We start from the raw sequence: 14,523 nt of genomic DNA, 5'->3' as shown, positions 1-14,523 counted from the left end.
CGTATAGTTTAGACGTATCTTCTAAACTTTGAAAGGAAGTGTATTCTACTTTCTGATTAGAAACAACCGCATCCTGCGCGGTATTCGACTTCGCCAACTCTTTATCCCCCTCTTATTTCTCTTCCACCTTCACATCGTTTAATATTTCTTTCATAAATTGAATAAGGTCGTCTCTTAATTCCTCATGCTGCAACGCAAACTCAATCGTCGTTTTGATAAATCCGAGCTTTTCGCCGACGTCGTAGCGTTTGCCTTCGAATTCGTAGGCGAAGACGCGCTGGATTTGGTTGAGTTTTTGGATCGCGTCGGTGAGCTGGATTTCGCCGCTGGGATAATGGCTTTGCGTACTTTTTTCACTCATGCCCCCCTATGTATTGGTGGCTCATATGCCCCCGCGCATCGGCATGGCCTTTGCACACCGATGCGCCGATGCATATGGGCATAAAAAACAGCCCCTTTTTGGGACTTAATTTGGCATCCGTGATTTTAGATTTAAAATTTCTTTTTCGTGATCGATCAGTTTGTCAAACATCACATCGGATCTGCGTTGCAAGTACGAGACAGTGACATCGACGGATTTCCTTATATTCGTTACATCGTTCAAAATGAGCGCTTGATTGTTTTTCGAAATGCGCAGTTCTTCGAGAATTCGTTCTTGCGTCTGCTTCACATCGGCCATCTCGTTTTCTAATTTTTGTTGGCCTTGTTGTAGCTGAGCGATGTCTTTTTGAATTTCGGAAACCGTCGTCTCTAATGCCCGTTGCCCTTCTTGCAGTTGTGCGACATCCCGCTGTAATGCTTTCTGGCCTTCTTGCAACTGGGCAACGTCTTTTTGAATTTGGGAAACCGTGGTTTCTAATGCCCGTTGCCCTTCTTGCAGTCGTGCGACATCCCGCTGTAATGCTTTCTGGCCTTCTTGCAACTGGGCAACGTCTTTTTGAATTTGGGAAACCGTGGTTTCTAATGTCCGTTGGCCTTGTTGCAGCTGGGTGACTTCCTTCTGAAGCTGTGATACGTCTTGCTGAAGATGCGATACGTCTTGGCGAATGTGCCCGACTGTGCCTTCCAACCGCTCCAGCCGCTCGTGGACCGGCTTCAGTTCTTCTTGCAAGACCGAACGGAGCAACTCCTTCAGCTCTTGGCTCATGGCTCCACCTCCTTGCTTTCATTATAGCATGGCGCAAAAGGGAAACGTTACAACATGTATTCTCCTTGTCCGGAATCATCGAGTTGAATGCGGTAATGGGGAACTTCATTTTCCAAAATAGAGAGGCATTGGTCGTTCCAATCCATATACGGCAGCTTCTTTACCGTTTTGCCAACCGGTTGCCGAAGCAAAGCTGGATTTCTGGAATGCATACGTCTCTTCATTCAACTGTAAAATGACCTCGTTGAACGTTTCAGCGGGAAAGCCGTTTTCCGTTGGAATGAGCGGCGTGATGATCGTGTCTTGGCCTTGAAGGCGGAACTGGTACGCCCTCACCTTTTTCGGATCAATGGCGTCCTCATCCACATAGCCGTACGTTTTCATCAACTGTTCCCTCTTCGGGTGTTGATGCAGTTTGATCAAATTGTTCACCTGCTGGAACAAAATATCGCTATGGGTTGTCAACCATACCGGCATGCCCCGGTTGACCAGCTTAACAAGCGCAGTCGCTAATATGCGCTGAACGCGAGGATGCAGATGGGCCTCTGCTTCTTCAAAAAAAAGCGAGCGATACGTTGCTTTCGATTTTAAAAACAAAATGAGCGGCGACAGCTCGGTCACAAGCGACGATGTGACATATAACGGCAAGCGCTCTTGTTTGCCTTGCGGGCAATAGTAAAACGATGGAATCGGGCCCTTTTCTTGGTTCATTGTCCCGTTGGCAATCCGAGTTTCAATAAACCGCCCGATGTCCGCATATTTGGACTGCCCGCTTTCCTCTAAACGCAACAACGCCTGCAAGAAGCGGTATACCGGCAAGGTGAACTCAAGGAACGATTCCTCATGCTCTTCCGTAATCATCCGCTCCATCATCTCTTGCACCAGCGCCTTATAAGACAACATGAATCCTGTTCTCGAAGCGGGCAAATACAGCGCTTCGCCAATGGCCCGCCCTTGGATGCCGCCTTGTCTGGATGGCGGGTAAAACGGCGATGTGAGCCCATCCATAAGCAAATTCCACGTAATGTATTGAGCCATGCGATACCGCTCGGTCGCTTGTCCCTTGCTTCGATCCGTATACGGGATGCGAATATAGTGCTTCCCCGTCGAAAAACGAGTGCCTTGGAGCGAATCTTTCCTTTCGAAGATGATTCGCAACGGTTCAGAGCGACGGTAACGCTCGATGCTTAACGAACCGATCGGAATTTTGCGGCGAAAAATCGTTCTGATCAACTCGCTTTTTTTGTTTCGAAGAACATCATTAAACCATTGGACAAACAGCTGCGCTTCACGGTTCTGGATGAGACAGTCATGGCCGATGGCCGATTCAAGAAAGCGATCGATTTCCTTGTACATCGGAGTGGCCGGAGGGTCTTTTGGGAACAGTTTGCGCCCTTCGGACAATACCCCCCAAAGAAGCGACATCATATAGCTTTTGCCGCTGTTGTTGTCGCCGATAAACAACATCAACGGGGCAATGTCAATTTCTCCTTGTCTAATTTTCCCGAACCGCTCGACCTTTAACGCCCAAGTTTGTTCCATGCGCGTATCGCCTCTCTTTACGAATTACGAAGCCTCTATCTTTCTATTATAAACGATACGGCTCACCCATAATCACTGATTGGGCATAAAAATGCCTAAAACCGGGCATCTAACCCGCCCTCACACCACACCCTCGACGACGGGCGTCTAAGGTGGCCAGACCGTCATCGTCCCCACCCACGGCATGGCCGAGTGCCTCCGTTGATAACGGTAAGGAGACATCACCGATAAAGTAAGATAAGGAAGCTGTTTCTGTTTTGTTGACCAAACCGAAAAACAGGTCAACAAAAACCTAAAACAGTTGGCCTAGCCATCCGGCTTAGGCGCATCTTCCTAAAAGAGGCCGAGAAACTTTTTCTTTTTGATCCGCACGGGCTCGTCGCGGTATACAGTTTGCCCGTTAACGAGCTGTTCGGCGTTTTCTTGGAAGAAATAGACGGCATCAATGCCGAATTCGCAGTCGATCGTGTCATAAGCCGCCCGCATTTGGAAAGAACGGCTTGTGAGATTATGAGCATCTGAGGCAATGAAGTGCACCCAGTTCGCTTCGATCAACTGCATTGAAAACTTCTGGATATTTTTTCCGAAGCAACCTGCCACGCTGGCGGCAGTCACTTGGGTAAGGACGCCTTTTTGGACGAGCTCGTACAGCCGATCTGGTTTTTCGATGATTTCAGCGTTTCGTTCCGGATGGGCGATTACAGGAGTGAGTCCTTTCAGCTGCATCTCAAACAGCAACTGGTTCGCGTAGCGCGGAACATGGTCGGACGGGAATTCCACCAATATGTACGGCGTTTCCTCGCCAAGCGGCAACAAGTCGCCTTTCTCCCAGTTGTCCAACAAATCGCCGTGAAGGCGGACTTCCTGCCCTGCAAGTACCTTCAAGGGAATATGGTGTTGTTCAAGCTGTGCGTTCAACTGGCGGACGGCGGTGGTGACAGAGGATGACGGGTTATCGTATTTCCCGTTATGGTGATGGGGAGTGGCGATGATCGTTGTAATGCCCTCGTCTACTGCTGCTTTTGCCATGGCAATGGCATCATCCATCGTTTTTGCCCCGTCATCAACGCCCGGCAAGATATGGCTATGGATGTCGATCATCTCCATCTCCCCCTTATTTTCCAACATCTTGAACATCATTAATTATAGCATAGGAGATTCGTCATATCAATCGCGTTTTTTGTCGGTTGTTGTCGAAAAAACTTTTTTGCTGGCGCCATTTGTTGCCTGTTGGCAGTTTGGCGGACATGATTGGCCAAAAGTTGATATGCTCATACATTGCTTTTAGTTGTCTCTTCCGGAAAAACAAACTATAATCATAGTGATGGATTTTACAGCCGAAGGAAGGTTGAAGATGAGAGCAGAACGTCGAAAAAAGAAGAAAAAATGGCTCCGCTGGATGGTGGGAGTGTTCGTTGTACTATTCGCTGGAGCGGGAATATTCGCCTATTCTATTTATCATAATGTGAAACAGACGGCGAACCAAATGCACGAAGACGTAAACTGGAAGTCAAAGAAACGTCAGGAAGACGTTTCATTTGAGCGGAAGACGCCGATTTCGATTTTGTTGATTGGTGTCGACGAACGCAAAGGGGATCGCGGGCGTGCGGACTCGCTGATCGTCATGACAGTCAATCCAAACAAACAGTCGATTGAGATGGTCAGCGTTCCGCGCGACACGAGAACGGAGATTATCGGAAAAGGGACGGAAGATAAAATCAACCACTCGTACGCCTTTGGCGGAGTGGAGATGACGATGGCGACGGTGGAACACTTTTTAGATATCCCGATTGACTATTACATTAAGGTCAACATGGAAAGCTTCCGCGACATCGTCGATGCCGTCGGCGGGGTGACGGTGAACAATCCATTCGCTTTTACGTATGAAGGAACGCACTTCCCGAAAGGCGAGATTACATTAAACGGGGACGAAGCGCTGAAATATTCGCGCATGCGGAAAGAAGATCCGCGCGGCGATTTCGGGCGCCAGGACCGGCAGAAGCAAATCATTCAGGCGATTATCGAGAAAGGCGCAAGCTTCTCGTCGCTAACGAACTACGGCGACGTGCTCGCCGCCATCGGGAAAAACGTGAAGACGAACTTGACGTTTGAGGAAATGAAAGATATTCAAGCGAATTACAAAGACGCCCGCAAACAGATCAAACAGCTCCACATCACCGGCCAAGGGACGAAAATCAACGGCATTTATTACTTGATCGTGCCGGAAAGCGAACGGCTGGCGATTTCGAACGAGTTGAAAGAGCATCTGGAGCTGAAGGCGACGGCGGTGAAATAAACGGGACGCGCACCTTGAGGGGGGGTGCGCATCTTTTTATTGGGTTATAAAGTACTTCGCCAGCGCGTCGGCCCAAAGCTTGGCCCCTTCCGCGGTCGGCAAGTCGGTTTGCGGGTCGACGTAGCGGTTCAGTTCCTCGCTGTTTGCATCCGGCCAGGCGGGCCAATGGTTGATATAAGGATAACCGTTCTCTTTGGCGAACGCTTCAAGCTGCTCGACTTGCCGCGGATAGTAGGTCGCGTTGTAAATCGGGTTCGGCGGCTGCAAGATCACGGCCGCATCCGGGGCCGCGGATGTAAGTTGACTGATGATTGATTTGATATGGGCGAGGCTGTCGTCGATCGTCACGACGCCGTTGTCGTTTAACAAAAACGGTTCAAGCAGGACAAGATCCGGCTTGTCCTTGGCCCAGTCGGCGGCGATGCGCTTCTCGTCGGCGTCGGCGGTCGTCAAGCCGTCGTATTCGTGGACAGTGATGTGGAACGCCCCTTTCCCATACGCGTCATCTAACGCTCGTTTCAATAATTCAGGCCAGCCGCCCGTCTCCGGCGTCGATTCCGAGCCAGCGACGACGAAGCGGATCGGGCGGTTTTCTTCAACAGCCCTCTTGATGGCGGCTTGCGCGGCCGCTGGCAGCTGCTTAGCGCGGTCGAGGATTTCCTCAGCCCGGCTTGGCGCTTCTTCCTGGTTGGCCGATGCGTCGATTTTCATCCGTGCCGCTTGCACGGTGGCGTCGATTTTTCGTTCCCAGTACAAGTGCCCGGTTATAATGAAGGCAAGACAAGCAGCGGCGACGAAAAGGATGAGAATGAAATTTCTCAACAGTTCCTCCCCCTCCTTGGCTATATAAACGGCTTCCCGCGGGGGAAGCCGTCTGTTATTTGTATTGATAATAGTAATAGCCGCTGCCGTCGCGTTGCTTTCGTTGGTTCAAAACTACGCCGACCAGTTTCGCATTAGCGGCTTCAAGCAGTTCTTTCGCCTTAGCGGCGGCAGCGATTTCTGTCTTGCCGCTGGCAACGACCAACACCGTGCCGTCACATTTGTTCGCTAAAATTTGCGCATCAGTGACTGCCAACACTGGTGGAGTATCAAAGAGGACAAGGTCGTACATCTCTTGCAGTTCGTGCAAGAGGCGGTCCATTATTCTGGAACTGAGCAATTCCGCTGGATTTGGCGGGATCGGCCCAGCTGTCAATACCGTTAAGTTTTCAACGGCCGTCCCTTGCAAGGTAGATGACAGCGAAGAGGCGCTTGTCAGCACACTTGTCAGCCCAGCGTAGTTGTTTAAGCGGAACGTGTAATCCACTGTTGGTTTGCGCAAATCGGCGTCAACGAGCAACACCTTTTTCCCTTGTTGTGCGAACACAACAGCCAAGTTAGCGGCAGTTGTCGATTTTCCCTCCAATGGAGCGGAAGAGGTGACCATCAGTGACCGCAGCGGTTCATCGATGAAAGAAAATTCAATGTTCGTTCGAATTGTCCGGTATTGTTCGGAAATTGAGGATTTTGGATCATCAAAGGCGATCAAGTTTCGTTCTGCCTTTTGAAATTTTTTACGGTTACTAACGGCCAATGGTCTCCCTCCTTGCTCGTTGCATACTCATGGCTGTTCTTGTCGTGTTTGCTGCCTGCGGGGATATGATGCTGATCGAACCAAGCACCGGCAAACCAAGATGTTTTTCGACGTCCTCTTCCGTTTTGATCGTGTTGTCCAAATACTCAAGCAGGAAGGCAAGTCCTACACCAGTCATCAAACCGACGACAAAGGCGATGGCCATATTGAGAAGCGGCTTCGGTTTGACCGGGGCTTGATGTTCTTTCACTTCCGCTTTGGAAAGAATCGTCACGTTGTCGATGTTCATGATTTTGACGATTTCGTTTTTGAACACTTCGGCCGTCTTGTTGGCGATCTTGGCCGCCATGGCGGGATCTGGGTCTTGGACGGTGACGGAGAACACTTGCGAGTCTTTCTCGCTTGACACCTGAATTTGTTCGTTTAGTTCATCGAGCGTCCGGTCGAGACGGAGCTCGTTTTTGACTTTTTCCAAAATCGCCGGGCTTTTGATGATGACGCTGTACGTGTTAATGAGCTGCACGTTCGTTTGGATTTCGTTGAAGTTGTAAAGCTGCTGCTCCGATTTCGCCTGGTTGACGAGAATTTGCGTTGACGCTTGATAAATCGGCGTCAAGACAAAATAGCTGACCGCACCGCTCACGACGGTGGCCAGTGCCGTGATCAAGACAATGAGCCAAAGCCGTTTGCGCAATATGTCGAACAGCTCGCGCAAGCTGATCGTTTCTTCCATTGTGTCCCCCCCTATGATCTCCTATCCGCATCTTTCGACAATCGATGGACATTCCCATTATAGCGGATATAAACAGACATATCTAGCCGAAATCAGTACTAATTTTGGCCAAACAAAAATAGGCCGCCTTAGAAGGCAGCCTTTGTCTGCGTTATTCGTCTTTGTTGTCTTTGTCGTTGGCGTCTCGCGGGTCTTCAATCGGGTCTTCGCGGTCTGGAACTGCGTCACGCTCATCGTCGCCCGGTCCGTTGTTCGTGTCGTCTCCCGGCGGGAGTTGGTTGTTTTGGTTGTCGTTCAGATCGGCATCGCGGGTGTCCGGGATGCCGTCATTGTCTTTGTCGTTGTCGACGTTATCGTTTTGGTTGATGTCATCGGCCGGGTTCATGTCTTGATCGTTGACATCGTTTTGGTTGTTGTTCGGCGGCGGCGGATTGTTGTTGTCGCGGTTCATATTGCATCCAGCCGCTAAAAAGAGGGCGACAAGGGCGCTGAACAACCGGATCAACAGCGCTTTTTTCTTCATCCTATCTGCTCCTTTCTGTTTGTTGTTGTGACCTTATGTAAGGCCGGTCCTTGCTTATCTTTCCCAGAACGGCGCATTTCATGCACAACTTCGCTGACCATCGAGGAAGGAGGCGGCGCGGAATCCACTCAAGCTTGAGGACCAGCCAGGAAAAACAACGAAACGCGCCCCTTGACAGAGCGCGTTCTGTTTGTCATCTCTAACCGTAAAAGACCCCCACTTCAACGCGATCAGCGTAAATGGGAACAGCGGAATCGTGGGACGAACGGGATGGCTTGGCTGGCAGCCTGCCGCTGGGCAGGTGTTCCAAGAATCTCTCACCTCTAAGCGTTTGCGTAGATGGGAGAGCGTTCAACGAGCCGGTTTGTCGCCTAAGGCAAACATGAGCTCGGTTTCGCAGGCGAGTTCGCCGTCGACGGTAGCGACGCCTTTGCCTTTGCCGATGGCGCCGCGGGCGCGGAGAATTTCCACTTCCAATCGAAGCTGGTCGCCTGGCCTTACTTGCCGTTTGAAGCGGCAGTTGTCGATGCCGGCGAAAAAGGCGAGGCGGCCGCGGTTTTCCTCGCTTTGCAGGAGGACGACGGCGCCGACTTGGGCGAGCGCTTCGACGATCAACACGCCGGGCATGACCGGGTATTCAGGGAAGTGGCCGGCGAAGAACGATTCGTTGGCGCTCACGTTTTTGATGCCGACGGCGCGCTTCCCTTCTTCGATTTCAAGAATGCGATCAACGAGCAAAAACGGATAGCGGTGCGGGATGATGGACTGGATTTGCTGGATGTCAAGCATGGGCAAACTCCTTTCTCTCGTTTGGCGGCTTAATCAGCCGCGGTCCGTTCCTTTCTCGACGATATCGATGATGTGCTTCCACGTGGACGGGCGGAATACATCGAGCGGCTTCCCATCGCCGATGGCGCTGTAGCCGACGACCGCGCCGGCGGCGAGGCTTGCGGCCATCAAGACGATCACGATGATCAGCCGAAGCCAGATCGGGATGAGCCGGGTGCGGACGAACCGGCGCGGCGCGGCCGCCTCCCCTTCCGGCGGAAGGGCTTTGGCTTCCGGTTCGGCGGGAGCCGGCGGGCTCTTTCTCACTCGGCCTTTCCGCCTCGCCATCCGCGAAGACGGCGAGTGCATACGTTCTTGATGCCTCTCATCACTCATAGCGATCCTCCTTATGAGGAGCGCATGCCGTTAATCAGCCCGAGCATTTGTTCGGAGATGGAAATGGCGCGGGCGTTCAGCTGATACGCTCGGCTTGTCGCCATCAGGCCGACCATTTCCTCGCCAAGGTCGACGTTCGACTGTTCCAAGGCGCCTTGCTTCACGCTGATTTGGCCGCGCAAGTTGCCGTTCAGTTCTTCCGCCGCGCCTAGGACGTTGGGAAGCGCATAGACGTTGCCGCCGCGCGCTTCCAGAAGCTGCGGACGGCGGATTCTGGTGACGCCCAAATTCACGCGGGCGACGACCGCACCGTCCGCATTGGTCGCCGTCAACGTCCCGGTCGGGGAAAGCTGCACGTCATGCGCATCGGCGGGAAGCAAAATCGGCGCGTTGGCTTCATCCAACACAAACAAACCGTCGCTTGTCGTCAAAGCAAGCTGGCCATTCATGGGCGCAAGCGAAAAGTTTCCGGCGCGGGTGTAGCCGATCGTTTCCGCTCCATTTTGATCGGTCAGACGGACGCGGAACCATTGGTTCTCGGCCGTCAAAGCAAAATCCAAGCGGCGTCCGGTCTCGACAAGCGCGCCTTGTGCGAGGATGAGCATCGTCGAAGCGAGGCGCGCCCCGTTGCCGTAGCGCACGCCCGCCGGCGTTTGCCGGGGCGCTTCGTCGTTCGGCAGACGGTCGATTTGCTGGGTCAAGAGCTCGGCAAAGCTCGCTTCGCGCCGTTTAAAGCCGACGGTGTTGCTGTTGGCGATGTTATGGCTGATCGTATCGAGCCGCTGTTGCAAAGCGTTCATCGTGTTGGCGGCGGTGAGCATCGAACGAAGCACGGGCTTGTCCTCCTTTTGTCATCATTTCAGGCGGCCGACTTCGTTGACGGCCTTATCCAAGCTGCGGTCGTACGCTTGGACGATTTTTTGGTTTGCTTCAAACGTGCGGTAAGCCGCGAGCAAATCGGTCATCGTCCGCTCGATGTCGACGTTTGATCGCTCAAGAAAACGCTGTTTCACCGTATACGTCGCGTTGCCGGGCGCCTGCGGCAACGGCCCTGTCGTGCTGCGGAATAAACCGTTTCCTTCCTTCACCAACGCTTGCGGGTTGGCGGCGAATACGACGCCGAGACGGGTGGTCGTCCCATTCTCATCGATGATCGTTCCGTCGTCGCGAACAGAAAACCGCTCGCTTGAAAGCGGAATGCGCCTGCCGTTGTCATCAAGCACATACCAGCCCTCTTGCGTCGTCAAGTAGCCGTTCGGGCTCAAGGTGAAATGGCCGTTTCTCGTGTAGCGAACCTCGCCCTCGCCCGTTTCGACGGCAAAAAACAGCGCGCCGCGTTGCCCGCTCGCCGGATCGATGGGGACTTGTCCGTCCACAAGGGCGATATCGGTCGCCAAACCGGTTTCTTTCACATCCCCTTGGCGGAAATTCGGGATGAGCTCTTGCATATATACGCCCGTGTTAAGCGGTCCAATCGCCGTTCGCGACGGAACAGCGCGCGGCGGGTTGGTCGGAATCGGCTCTTTCTCCAACCGGGCCATCAGCAGTTCCGGAAACGCTCTCATGGCAGCCGCATCAGCTTTGTATCCCGGCGTTTCGGCGTTCGCTAGATTGTTCGTCAACAGATCGACGCGCCGCTCTTGCGCCAACATGCCGCTCGCGGCGGTATACAACCCTCTTAGCATGACCAGCACCTCGCTTGTCCGATCAGTAAAGAAAAGCCTTCCTTGTTGCCAAGCAGGCGGCAGGCGGGCTAACCGCTCCGCTCCTTTCCATTATAAGCGGACGAGGGCAGCCGCGGCATCCCCAGCCGTTCCTTTTTTGTCCGCAACGCTTGTCCCAGCGGCAGCCGTTTCCACTTTCATGACGAATTCCACCACGCAATGAGAAGACAACGTTCTTCCAAAGCGGTCTGCGCCCGAATGCACCAAAAAGTTGGCTCCATAAGGTTGATCAATGTGAACAATCTCCTTGCGGAAGGGCGTTCACCATTTCACCGCCGGCGTTTTAAATCAGCTGCGATTGCGGCGCCCGATCGATGTTTTCAAGCATAATCCCGGTGCCAAGGGCGACGCAGTCCATCGGGTTTTCGGCGACGAACACCGGCAGTTTCAACTCTTCCGCTAAAAGCAAGTCGATGCCGTGCAAGAGTGCCCCGCCCCCTGTCAAAATGACGCCGCGGTCGATAATATCCGCCGACAATTCCGGCGGCGTGCGCTCGAGCACGCTTTTCGCGGCTTGTACAATGAGCGACACCGGCTCGCGCAGCGCTCGTTCGATCTCCTCCGACCGGACGGTGATCGTGCGCGGCAGTCCGGTGACGAGATCGCGGCCGCGGACGTCGATTTCTTCGGACCGTGCGCCTGGGAATACCGTTGCGACTTTAATTTTGATTTCCTCGGCCGTTCGCTCCCCGATAAGCAGCTTATATTCGCGCTTGATGTAGTTTAAAATTTCCAAGTCGAACTTGTCCCCGGCCATTTTAATGGAAGAGGCGGTGACAATGTCTCCCATCGAGAGAACCGCCACGTCGGTCGTGCCACCGCCAATATCGACGACCATGTTTCCGCACGGCTGAAAAATGTCCATTCCGGCGCCAATGGCTGCGACTTTCGGCTCTTCCTCCAAGTACACTTTTTTGCCGCCGCTTTTTTCCGCTGCCTCTTTGATCGCTTTCCGTTCCACGGATGTCGTGTTCGTCGGGCAACAAATCAAAATGCGCGGTTTGGCGAAAAAGCCTTTTAGGTCGAGCTTGCTTAAAAAATGTTTCAGCATCGCTTCCGTAATGTCAAAATCGGCGATGACGCCGTCTTTGAGCGGCCGAATGGCAACAATATTCCCAGGAGTACGTCCGACCATTCGTCGTGCTTCTTCGCCGACTGCCAGCACTTTGTTCGTGTGTTTATCGATCGCCACGACGGACGGCTCATTGAGCACGATGCCTTTGCCTTTGACGAAAATGAGGACGTTCGCCGTGCCTAGGTCAATGCCGATGTCTCGTGAAAACATATGACTTGCTCCTCCTTGCCTCTGCCCTAAAATCATTCCTAATTGTTTATTTTACCATATTTGCTTGCCGGAATGATACTGCAAACGGCAGATGGCAAGGAAAAAGTCAGTTGTTTTTCACTGCCTGCTTTTTATACTTTTTCTTCGTTGCCTCCCCGCCGCGCAAATGGCGGATCGATTTATGGTAATCGAGAATTTGTTTTACTTCTTGGGCCAGCTCCGGGTTGATTTCCGGCAGCCGCTCGGTCAAGTCTTTATGCACGGTGCTTTTGGATACGCCAAATTCTTTCGCGATGACGCGAACGGTTTTCCTCGTCTCCACGATATACTTGCCAATCTTGATCGTACGCTCTTTGATGTAATCGTGCACACCACTCGCCCTCCCTAAGTTGGATGTGAGAAGTGAGAAGTGTGAAATGAGACTCGTCTTGCCAATGATGAGCGCCGCTTTCGCTGGATGTCTTAGAAGCGTCTTCATCGCGTCGCTTGCCGGTTGTGAACGATCCCCACCTCAACCACTCTCATTGCTGTTCAATTTGTAACATTTTATTAGACAAATCGGGCATATATACCAGAAATATCAAGGCGGACAACGGTTTTTTCACAATTTTTTGCGGTTTGTAACGAAAGAGAAATGGGAAACGACTATAAGTATAAAGGGCAAAAGGAGGACAAATGCATGGGCAAAGGAAAAACAATCGGTCTCATCGCGGCGTTGGCCGGAGTGACAGCGATCGCGTTGTTTATGTATACAAATGGCAGCGAGCGGCCGCAGGCGAAAGACGATTTGCTTGGCCCCGCTCCGGCGGGCAAACCGGCCCAAGCGGGGGGAAAAGGAATCATTGCTGGGACGCTTGAGCCGTCATTGAGATATGAGAAGGAAAACGGCGCCTATGTGTTTACATTCACAGTGAAAAACCAAACCGAACGCGTGCAAACGGTGACATTCACGAGCGGAAAAAAATACGATTACATCTTGTATCGCGATGGGCAAAAGGTGAAGCAGTTCAGCGAAGGGAAAATGTTTACACAGATTTATGAAGAACGGACGTTAAAGCCGGGGGAAGAACTGTCATTTCAAGAGACGTTCCGCGGCTTGGAGCCAGGAGAGTATGCGCTCGAGTGGTGGCTCGCTGACCGAAATTGGCCCAATGCAAGAGCGAAAGTGACGTTTACGGTCGAGTGAAGGCGCTGCCGGTTTCGCCTTCGCGGCTGTTGCCGTGCTCGCCATCCGGCGTCTAAATTAGGAAAACGCTCCTGTCCCGAGCGCTTTTTGCGGCCTTTTCCAACAGGAATTTATGCATCGATGTTCTTTTTTGCCCGCACTGCCACAAAAAGAGGGATGCTCACCCAGGGATGAAGCATCCCGTTGTAGCGCCGAAAGGATTTTCCCTGCATTACGACAAAAAGAAAGCCCCGTACACAAGCGACAAGGCGATGACGTACGCCGGGTGCAGGCGCCATTTGCCAAACATCAAAAAGGCGCTGGCGGCGGCAAGAAACACCGTTTGGCCGAGCCCGGCCCCTTCATACGACTCACGGAAAAAGTCGATGGCCATGATTGCAAGCATCACGGCGATCGCTGGGCGGATATAGGCGGTAAGCCGCTTCACTTGCGGCGCGTCTTTCCATTTGTACAACAGTTGCAAGAGCGCCAGCAGCAAAACAAGCGACGGAGCGACGCTGGCAAACACTGCGACAATAGCGCCAAGGACGCCAGCCTGTTCGTATCCGATATAGCCGGCCATTTTCGTCGCAATGGGGCCGGGAAGAGAGTTGCCAAGCGCCAGCACTTCGCTGAACTCGTTGACCGTCATCCAGCCGTAGCGGTCAACGACTTCGTGCTCGATGAGCGGAATGGAAGCCGGGCCGCCGCCGTAGCCGAGAATGCCGGGCCAAAAAAAGGCGAGAAACAGCTGCCAATAGATCATGACGACGCCCTCCTTTCTCCGCCTTTGTCTCTATCCGCCGCCTTTGGCTTGCTTCGGCCGACAAACGCCGCCGCAAGCAACACTGCGACCACAAGCGCCGGATGGAGGCCGAGCCACTGCAAGGCCAAAAAGCAGGCAAGAAGGAGCAGGGCGGCCGGCCGCCAGCCGAGGGCGGCGCGCGCCTGTTTAGCGAACTGCCACGTCATCTCGGCGAGCATGACAGCCACGACCGGCACGACCGCTTTCGTCATCCCGGCGACCCACGGCGTATCCTTGAACGACGACAGCACGGCCAACAGCACGATCATCAACACGACCGTCGGGGCGGTCGTCGCCAACACGGCGTTCACTAAACCAAGTGCGCCGCCGACGCGATAGCCGATATATCCCGCAAGCTTCGTCGCGATCGGGCCAGGCAAGGCGTTGGCGATGGCCAAAATCTCCGCGAATTCTTCATCGGTCATCCAGCGGTATTTCGTCACCACTTCAGCGCGCACGAGCGGGATCGAAGACGGACCGCCCCCGTACCCAAGCATGCCGACGCGGAAAAAAGCGAGAAATAAATGCCATTGGTTCATCGAAGTCATCCCTTTATCGCTAGT

General features: G+C 53.1%; 17 protein-coding genes and 1 pseudogene. 2 read left to right on the top strand and 16 right to left on the bottom strand.

All coding sequences use genetic code 11. The features are described from left to right. Window positions 1-112 precede the first annotated feature (112 nt). From GJ1_RS11910 to GJ1_RS11895, 4 genes and pseudogenes are all read right to left on the bottom strand, one after another. Window positions 113-325, bottom strand: a pseudogene (locus tag GJ1_RS11910) (UTP--glucose-1-phosphate uridylyltransferase); the annotation flags it as partial. A gap of 141 nt (window positions 326-466) precedes the next feature. Next, window positions 467-1,147 (bottom strand): hypothetical protein, encoded by a 681-nt coding sequence (locus GJ1_RS11905; RefSeq protein WP_066232694.1) that lies wholly within the window; start codon window positions 1,145-1,147, stop codon window positions 467-469. A gap of 105 nt (window positions 1,148-1,252) precedes the next feature. Continuing rightward, window positions 1,253-2,689 carry an AAA family ATPase gene (locus GJ1_RS11900; RefSeq protein ID WP_066232691.1) on the bottom strand — a complete coding sequence of 479 codons (1,437 nt, stop codon included), beginning with the start codon at window positions 2,687-2,689 and terminating at the stop codon, window positions 1,253-1,255. Window positions 2,690-3,022: 333 nt separating this feature from the next. Beyond that, complete coding sequence (locus tag GJ1_RS11895; RefSeq protein ID WP_066232688.1) at window positions 3,023-3,790, bottom strand: tyrosine-protein phosphatase; 768 nt, start codon at window positions 3,788-3,790, stop codon at window positions 3,023-3,025. A 253-nt stretch (window positions 3,791-4,043) separates the two neighbouring features. Between GJ1_RS11895 and tagU the strand changes: the two genes are divergently transcribed. Continuing rightward, entirely contained in the window at window positions 4,044-4,985 is a 942-nt protein-coding gene (gene tagU, locus GJ1_RS11890; protein ID WP_066232684.1) for a polyisoprenyl-teichoic acid--peptidoglycan teichoic acid transferase TagU, read from the top strand. 36 nt (window positions 4,986-5,021) lie between these two features. Here tagU and GJ1_RS11885 read toward each other — a convergent pair whose 3' ends face one another. The 10 genes from GJ1_RS11885 to spoIIID form a co-directional block, all read right to left on the bottom strand. Then, the gene (locus tag GJ1_RS11885) at window positions 5,022-5,807 is read right to left on the bottom strand and encodes an SGNH/GDSL hydrolase family protein (protein WP_066232683.1); all 786 of its coding nucleotides are present in this window, start codon (window positions 5,805-5,807) and stop codon (window positions 5,022-5,024) included. Window positions 5,808-5,862: 55 nt separating this feature from the next. After that, a complete protein-coding gene (locus GJ1_RS11880; protein WP_066232681.1) occupies window positions 5,863-6,561 on the bottom strand; it encodes a CpsD/CapB family tyrosine-protein kinase in 699 nt (232 codons plus the stop codon). Further along, window positions 6,551-7,294: a YveK family protein gene (locus GJ1_RS11875; protein ID WP_066232678.1), complete on the bottom strand. Its 744-nt coding sequence runs from the start codon at window positions 7,292-7,294 to the stop codon at window positions 6,551-6,553. The genes GJ1_RS11880 and GJ1_RS11875 overlap by 11 nt, the downstream gene beginning before the upstream one ends. A gap of 151 nt (window positions 7,295-7,445) precedes the next feature. Next, a complete protein-coding gene (locus tag GJ1_RS11870; protein ID WP_066232675.1) occupies window positions 7,446-7,817 on the bottom strand; it encodes a hypothetical protein in 372 nt (123 codons plus the stop codon). Window positions 7,818-8,168: 351 nt separating this feature from the next. After that, window positions 8,169-8,606 carry a 3-hydroxyacyl-ACP dehydratase FabZ gene (fabZ, locus tag GJ1_RS11865; protein WP_066232672.1) on the bottom strand — a complete coding sequence of 146 codons (438 nt, stop codon included), beginning with the start codon at window positions 8,604-8,606 and terminating at the stop codon, window positions 8,169-8,171. 33 nt (window positions 8,607-8,639) lie between these two features. Beyond that, on the bottom strand, window positions 8,640-8,981 hold the full coding sequence (locus tag GJ1_RS11860; protein ID WP_044737084.1) for a DNA-directed RNA polymerase subunit beta: 342 nt from the start codon (window positions 8,979-8,981) through the stop codon (window positions 8,640-8,642). 11 nt (window positions 8,982-8,992) lie between these two features. Continuing rightward, window positions 8,993-9,814 carry a flagellar hook-basal body protein gene (locus GJ1_RS11855; RefSeq protein ID WP_066232670.1) on the bottom strand — a complete coding sequence of 274 codons (822 nt, stop codon included), beginning with the start codon at window positions 9,812-9,814 and terminating at the stop codon, window positions 8,993-8,995. Between the two features lie 21 nt (window positions 9,815-9,835). Beyond that, window positions 9,836-10,666, bottom strand: a complete 831-nt coding sequence (locus GJ1_RS11850) for a flagellar hook-basal body protein (protein ID WP_066232668.1) — start codon at window positions 10,664-10,666, stop codon at window positions 9,836-9,838. 322 nt (window positions 10,667-10,988) lie between these two features. Continuing rightward, on the bottom strand, window positions 10,989-11,990 hold the full coding sequence (locus tag GJ1_RS11845; RefSeq protein WP_066232662.1) for a rod shape-determining protein: 1,002 nt from the start codon (window positions 11,988-11,990) through the stop codon (window positions 10,989-10,991). A gap of 106 nt (window positions 11,991-12,096) precedes the next feature. Beyond that, window positions 12,097-12,360 (bottom strand): sporulation transcriptional regulator SpoIIID, encoded by a 264-nt coding sequence (gene spoIIID / locus GJ1_RS11840; protein WP_008880665.1) that lies wholly within the window; start codon window positions 12,358-12,360, stop codon window positions 12,097-12,099. A 309-nt stretch (window positions 12,361-12,669) separates the two neighbouring features. Between spoIIID and GJ1_RS11835 the strand changes: the two genes are divergently transcribed. Continuing rightward, complete coding sequence (locus tag GJ1_RS11835) at window positions 12,670-13,176, top strand: BsuPI-related putative proteinase inhibitor (RefSeq protein ID WP_066232657.1); 507 nt, start codon at window positions 12,670-12,672, stop codon at window positions 13,174-13,176. 211 nt (window positions 13,177-13,387) lie between these two features. On the opposite strand, the gene GJ1_RS11830 is transcribed toward GJ1_RS11835, so the two are convergent. Beyond that, window positions 13,388-13,921 carry a chromate transporter gene (locus GJ1_RS11830; protein ID WP_066232654.1) on the bottom strand — a complete coding sequence of 178 codons (534 nt, stop codon included), beginning with the start codon at window positions 13,919-13,921 and terminating at the stop codon, window positions 13,388-13,390. Continuing rightward, window positions 13,918-14,499 (bottom strand): chromate transporter, encoded by a 582-nt coding sequence (locus GJ1_RS11825; RefSeq protein ID WP_066232652.1) that lies wholly within the window; start codon window positions 14,497-14,499, stop codon window positions 13,918-13,920. The genes GJ1_RS11830 and GJ1_RS11825 overlap by 4 nt, the downstream gene beginning before the upstream one ends. Window positions 14,500-14,523 lie beyond the last annotated feature (24 nt).

This window comes from Geobacillus jurassicus NBRC 107829, from assembly GCF_001544315.1.
In the GTDB taxonomy this organism is placed as follows: Bacteria; Bacillota; Bacilli; order Bacillales; family Anoxybacillaceae; genus Geobacillus; species Geobacillus jurassicus.
Note: the sequence above shows the minus strand (reverse complement) of the source record. Positions and strands in the feature narration are given on the sequence as shown.

Excerpts from the sequence above, each read along its gene's own strand:
- fabZ (WP_066232672.1), bottom strand. The coding sequence starts at position 8,606 with ATGCTTGACATCCAGCAAATCCAGTCCATCATCCCGCACCGCTATCCG.
- GJ1_RS11895 (WP_066232688.1), bottom strand. The coding sequence starts at position 3,790 with ATGATCGACATCCATAGCCATATCTTGCCGGGCGTTGATGACGGGGCA.
- tagU (WP_066232684.1), top strand. The coding sequence starts at position 4,044 with ATGAGAGCAGAACGTCGAAAAAAGAAGAAAAAATGGCTCCGCTGGATG.
- GJ1_RS11830 (WP_066232654.1), bottom strand. The coding sequence starts at position 13,921 with ATGATCTATTGGCAGCTGTTTCTCGCCTTTTTTTGGCCCGGCATTCTC.
- GJ1_RS11845 (WP_066232662.1), bottom strand. The coding sequence starts at position 11,990 with ATGTTTTCACGAGACATCGGCATTGACCTAGGCACGGCGAACGTCCTC.
- GJ1_RS11860 (WP_044737084.1), bottom strand. The coding sequence starts at position 8,981 with ATGAGTGATGAGAGGCATCAAGAACGTATGCACTCGCCGTCTTCGCGG.
- GJ1_RS11835 (WP_066232657.1), top strand. The coding sequence starts at position 12,670 with ATGGGCAAAGGAAAAACAATCGGTCTCATCGCGGCGTTGGCCGGAGTG.
- GJ1_RS11850 (WP_066232668.1), bottom strand. The coding sequence starts at position 10,666 with ATGCTAAGAGGGTTGTATACCGCCGCGAGCGGCATGTTGGCGCAAGAG.
- GJ1_RS11905 (WP_066232694.1), bottom strand. The coding sequence starts at position 1,147 with ATGAGCCAAGAGCTGAAGGAGTTGCTCCGTTCGGTCTTGCAAGAAGAA.
- GJ1_RS11900 (WP_066232691.1), bottom strand. The coding sequence starts at position 2,689 with ATGGAACAAACTTGGGCGTTAAAGGTCGAGCGGTTCGGGAAAATTAGA.
- GJ1_RS11870 (WP_066232675.1), bottom strand. The coding sequence starts at position 7,817 with ATGAAGAAAAAAGCGCTGTTGATCCGGTTGTTCAGCGCCCTTGTCGCC.
- GJ1_RS11825 (WP_066232652.1), bottom strand. The coding sequence starts at position 14,499 with ATGAACCAATGGCATTTATTTCTCGCTTTTTTCCGCGTCGGCATGCTT.
- GJ1_RS11875 (WP_066232678.1), bottom strand. The coding sequence starts at position 7,294 with ATGGAAGAAACGATCAGCTTGCGCGAGCTGTTCGACATATTGCGCAAA.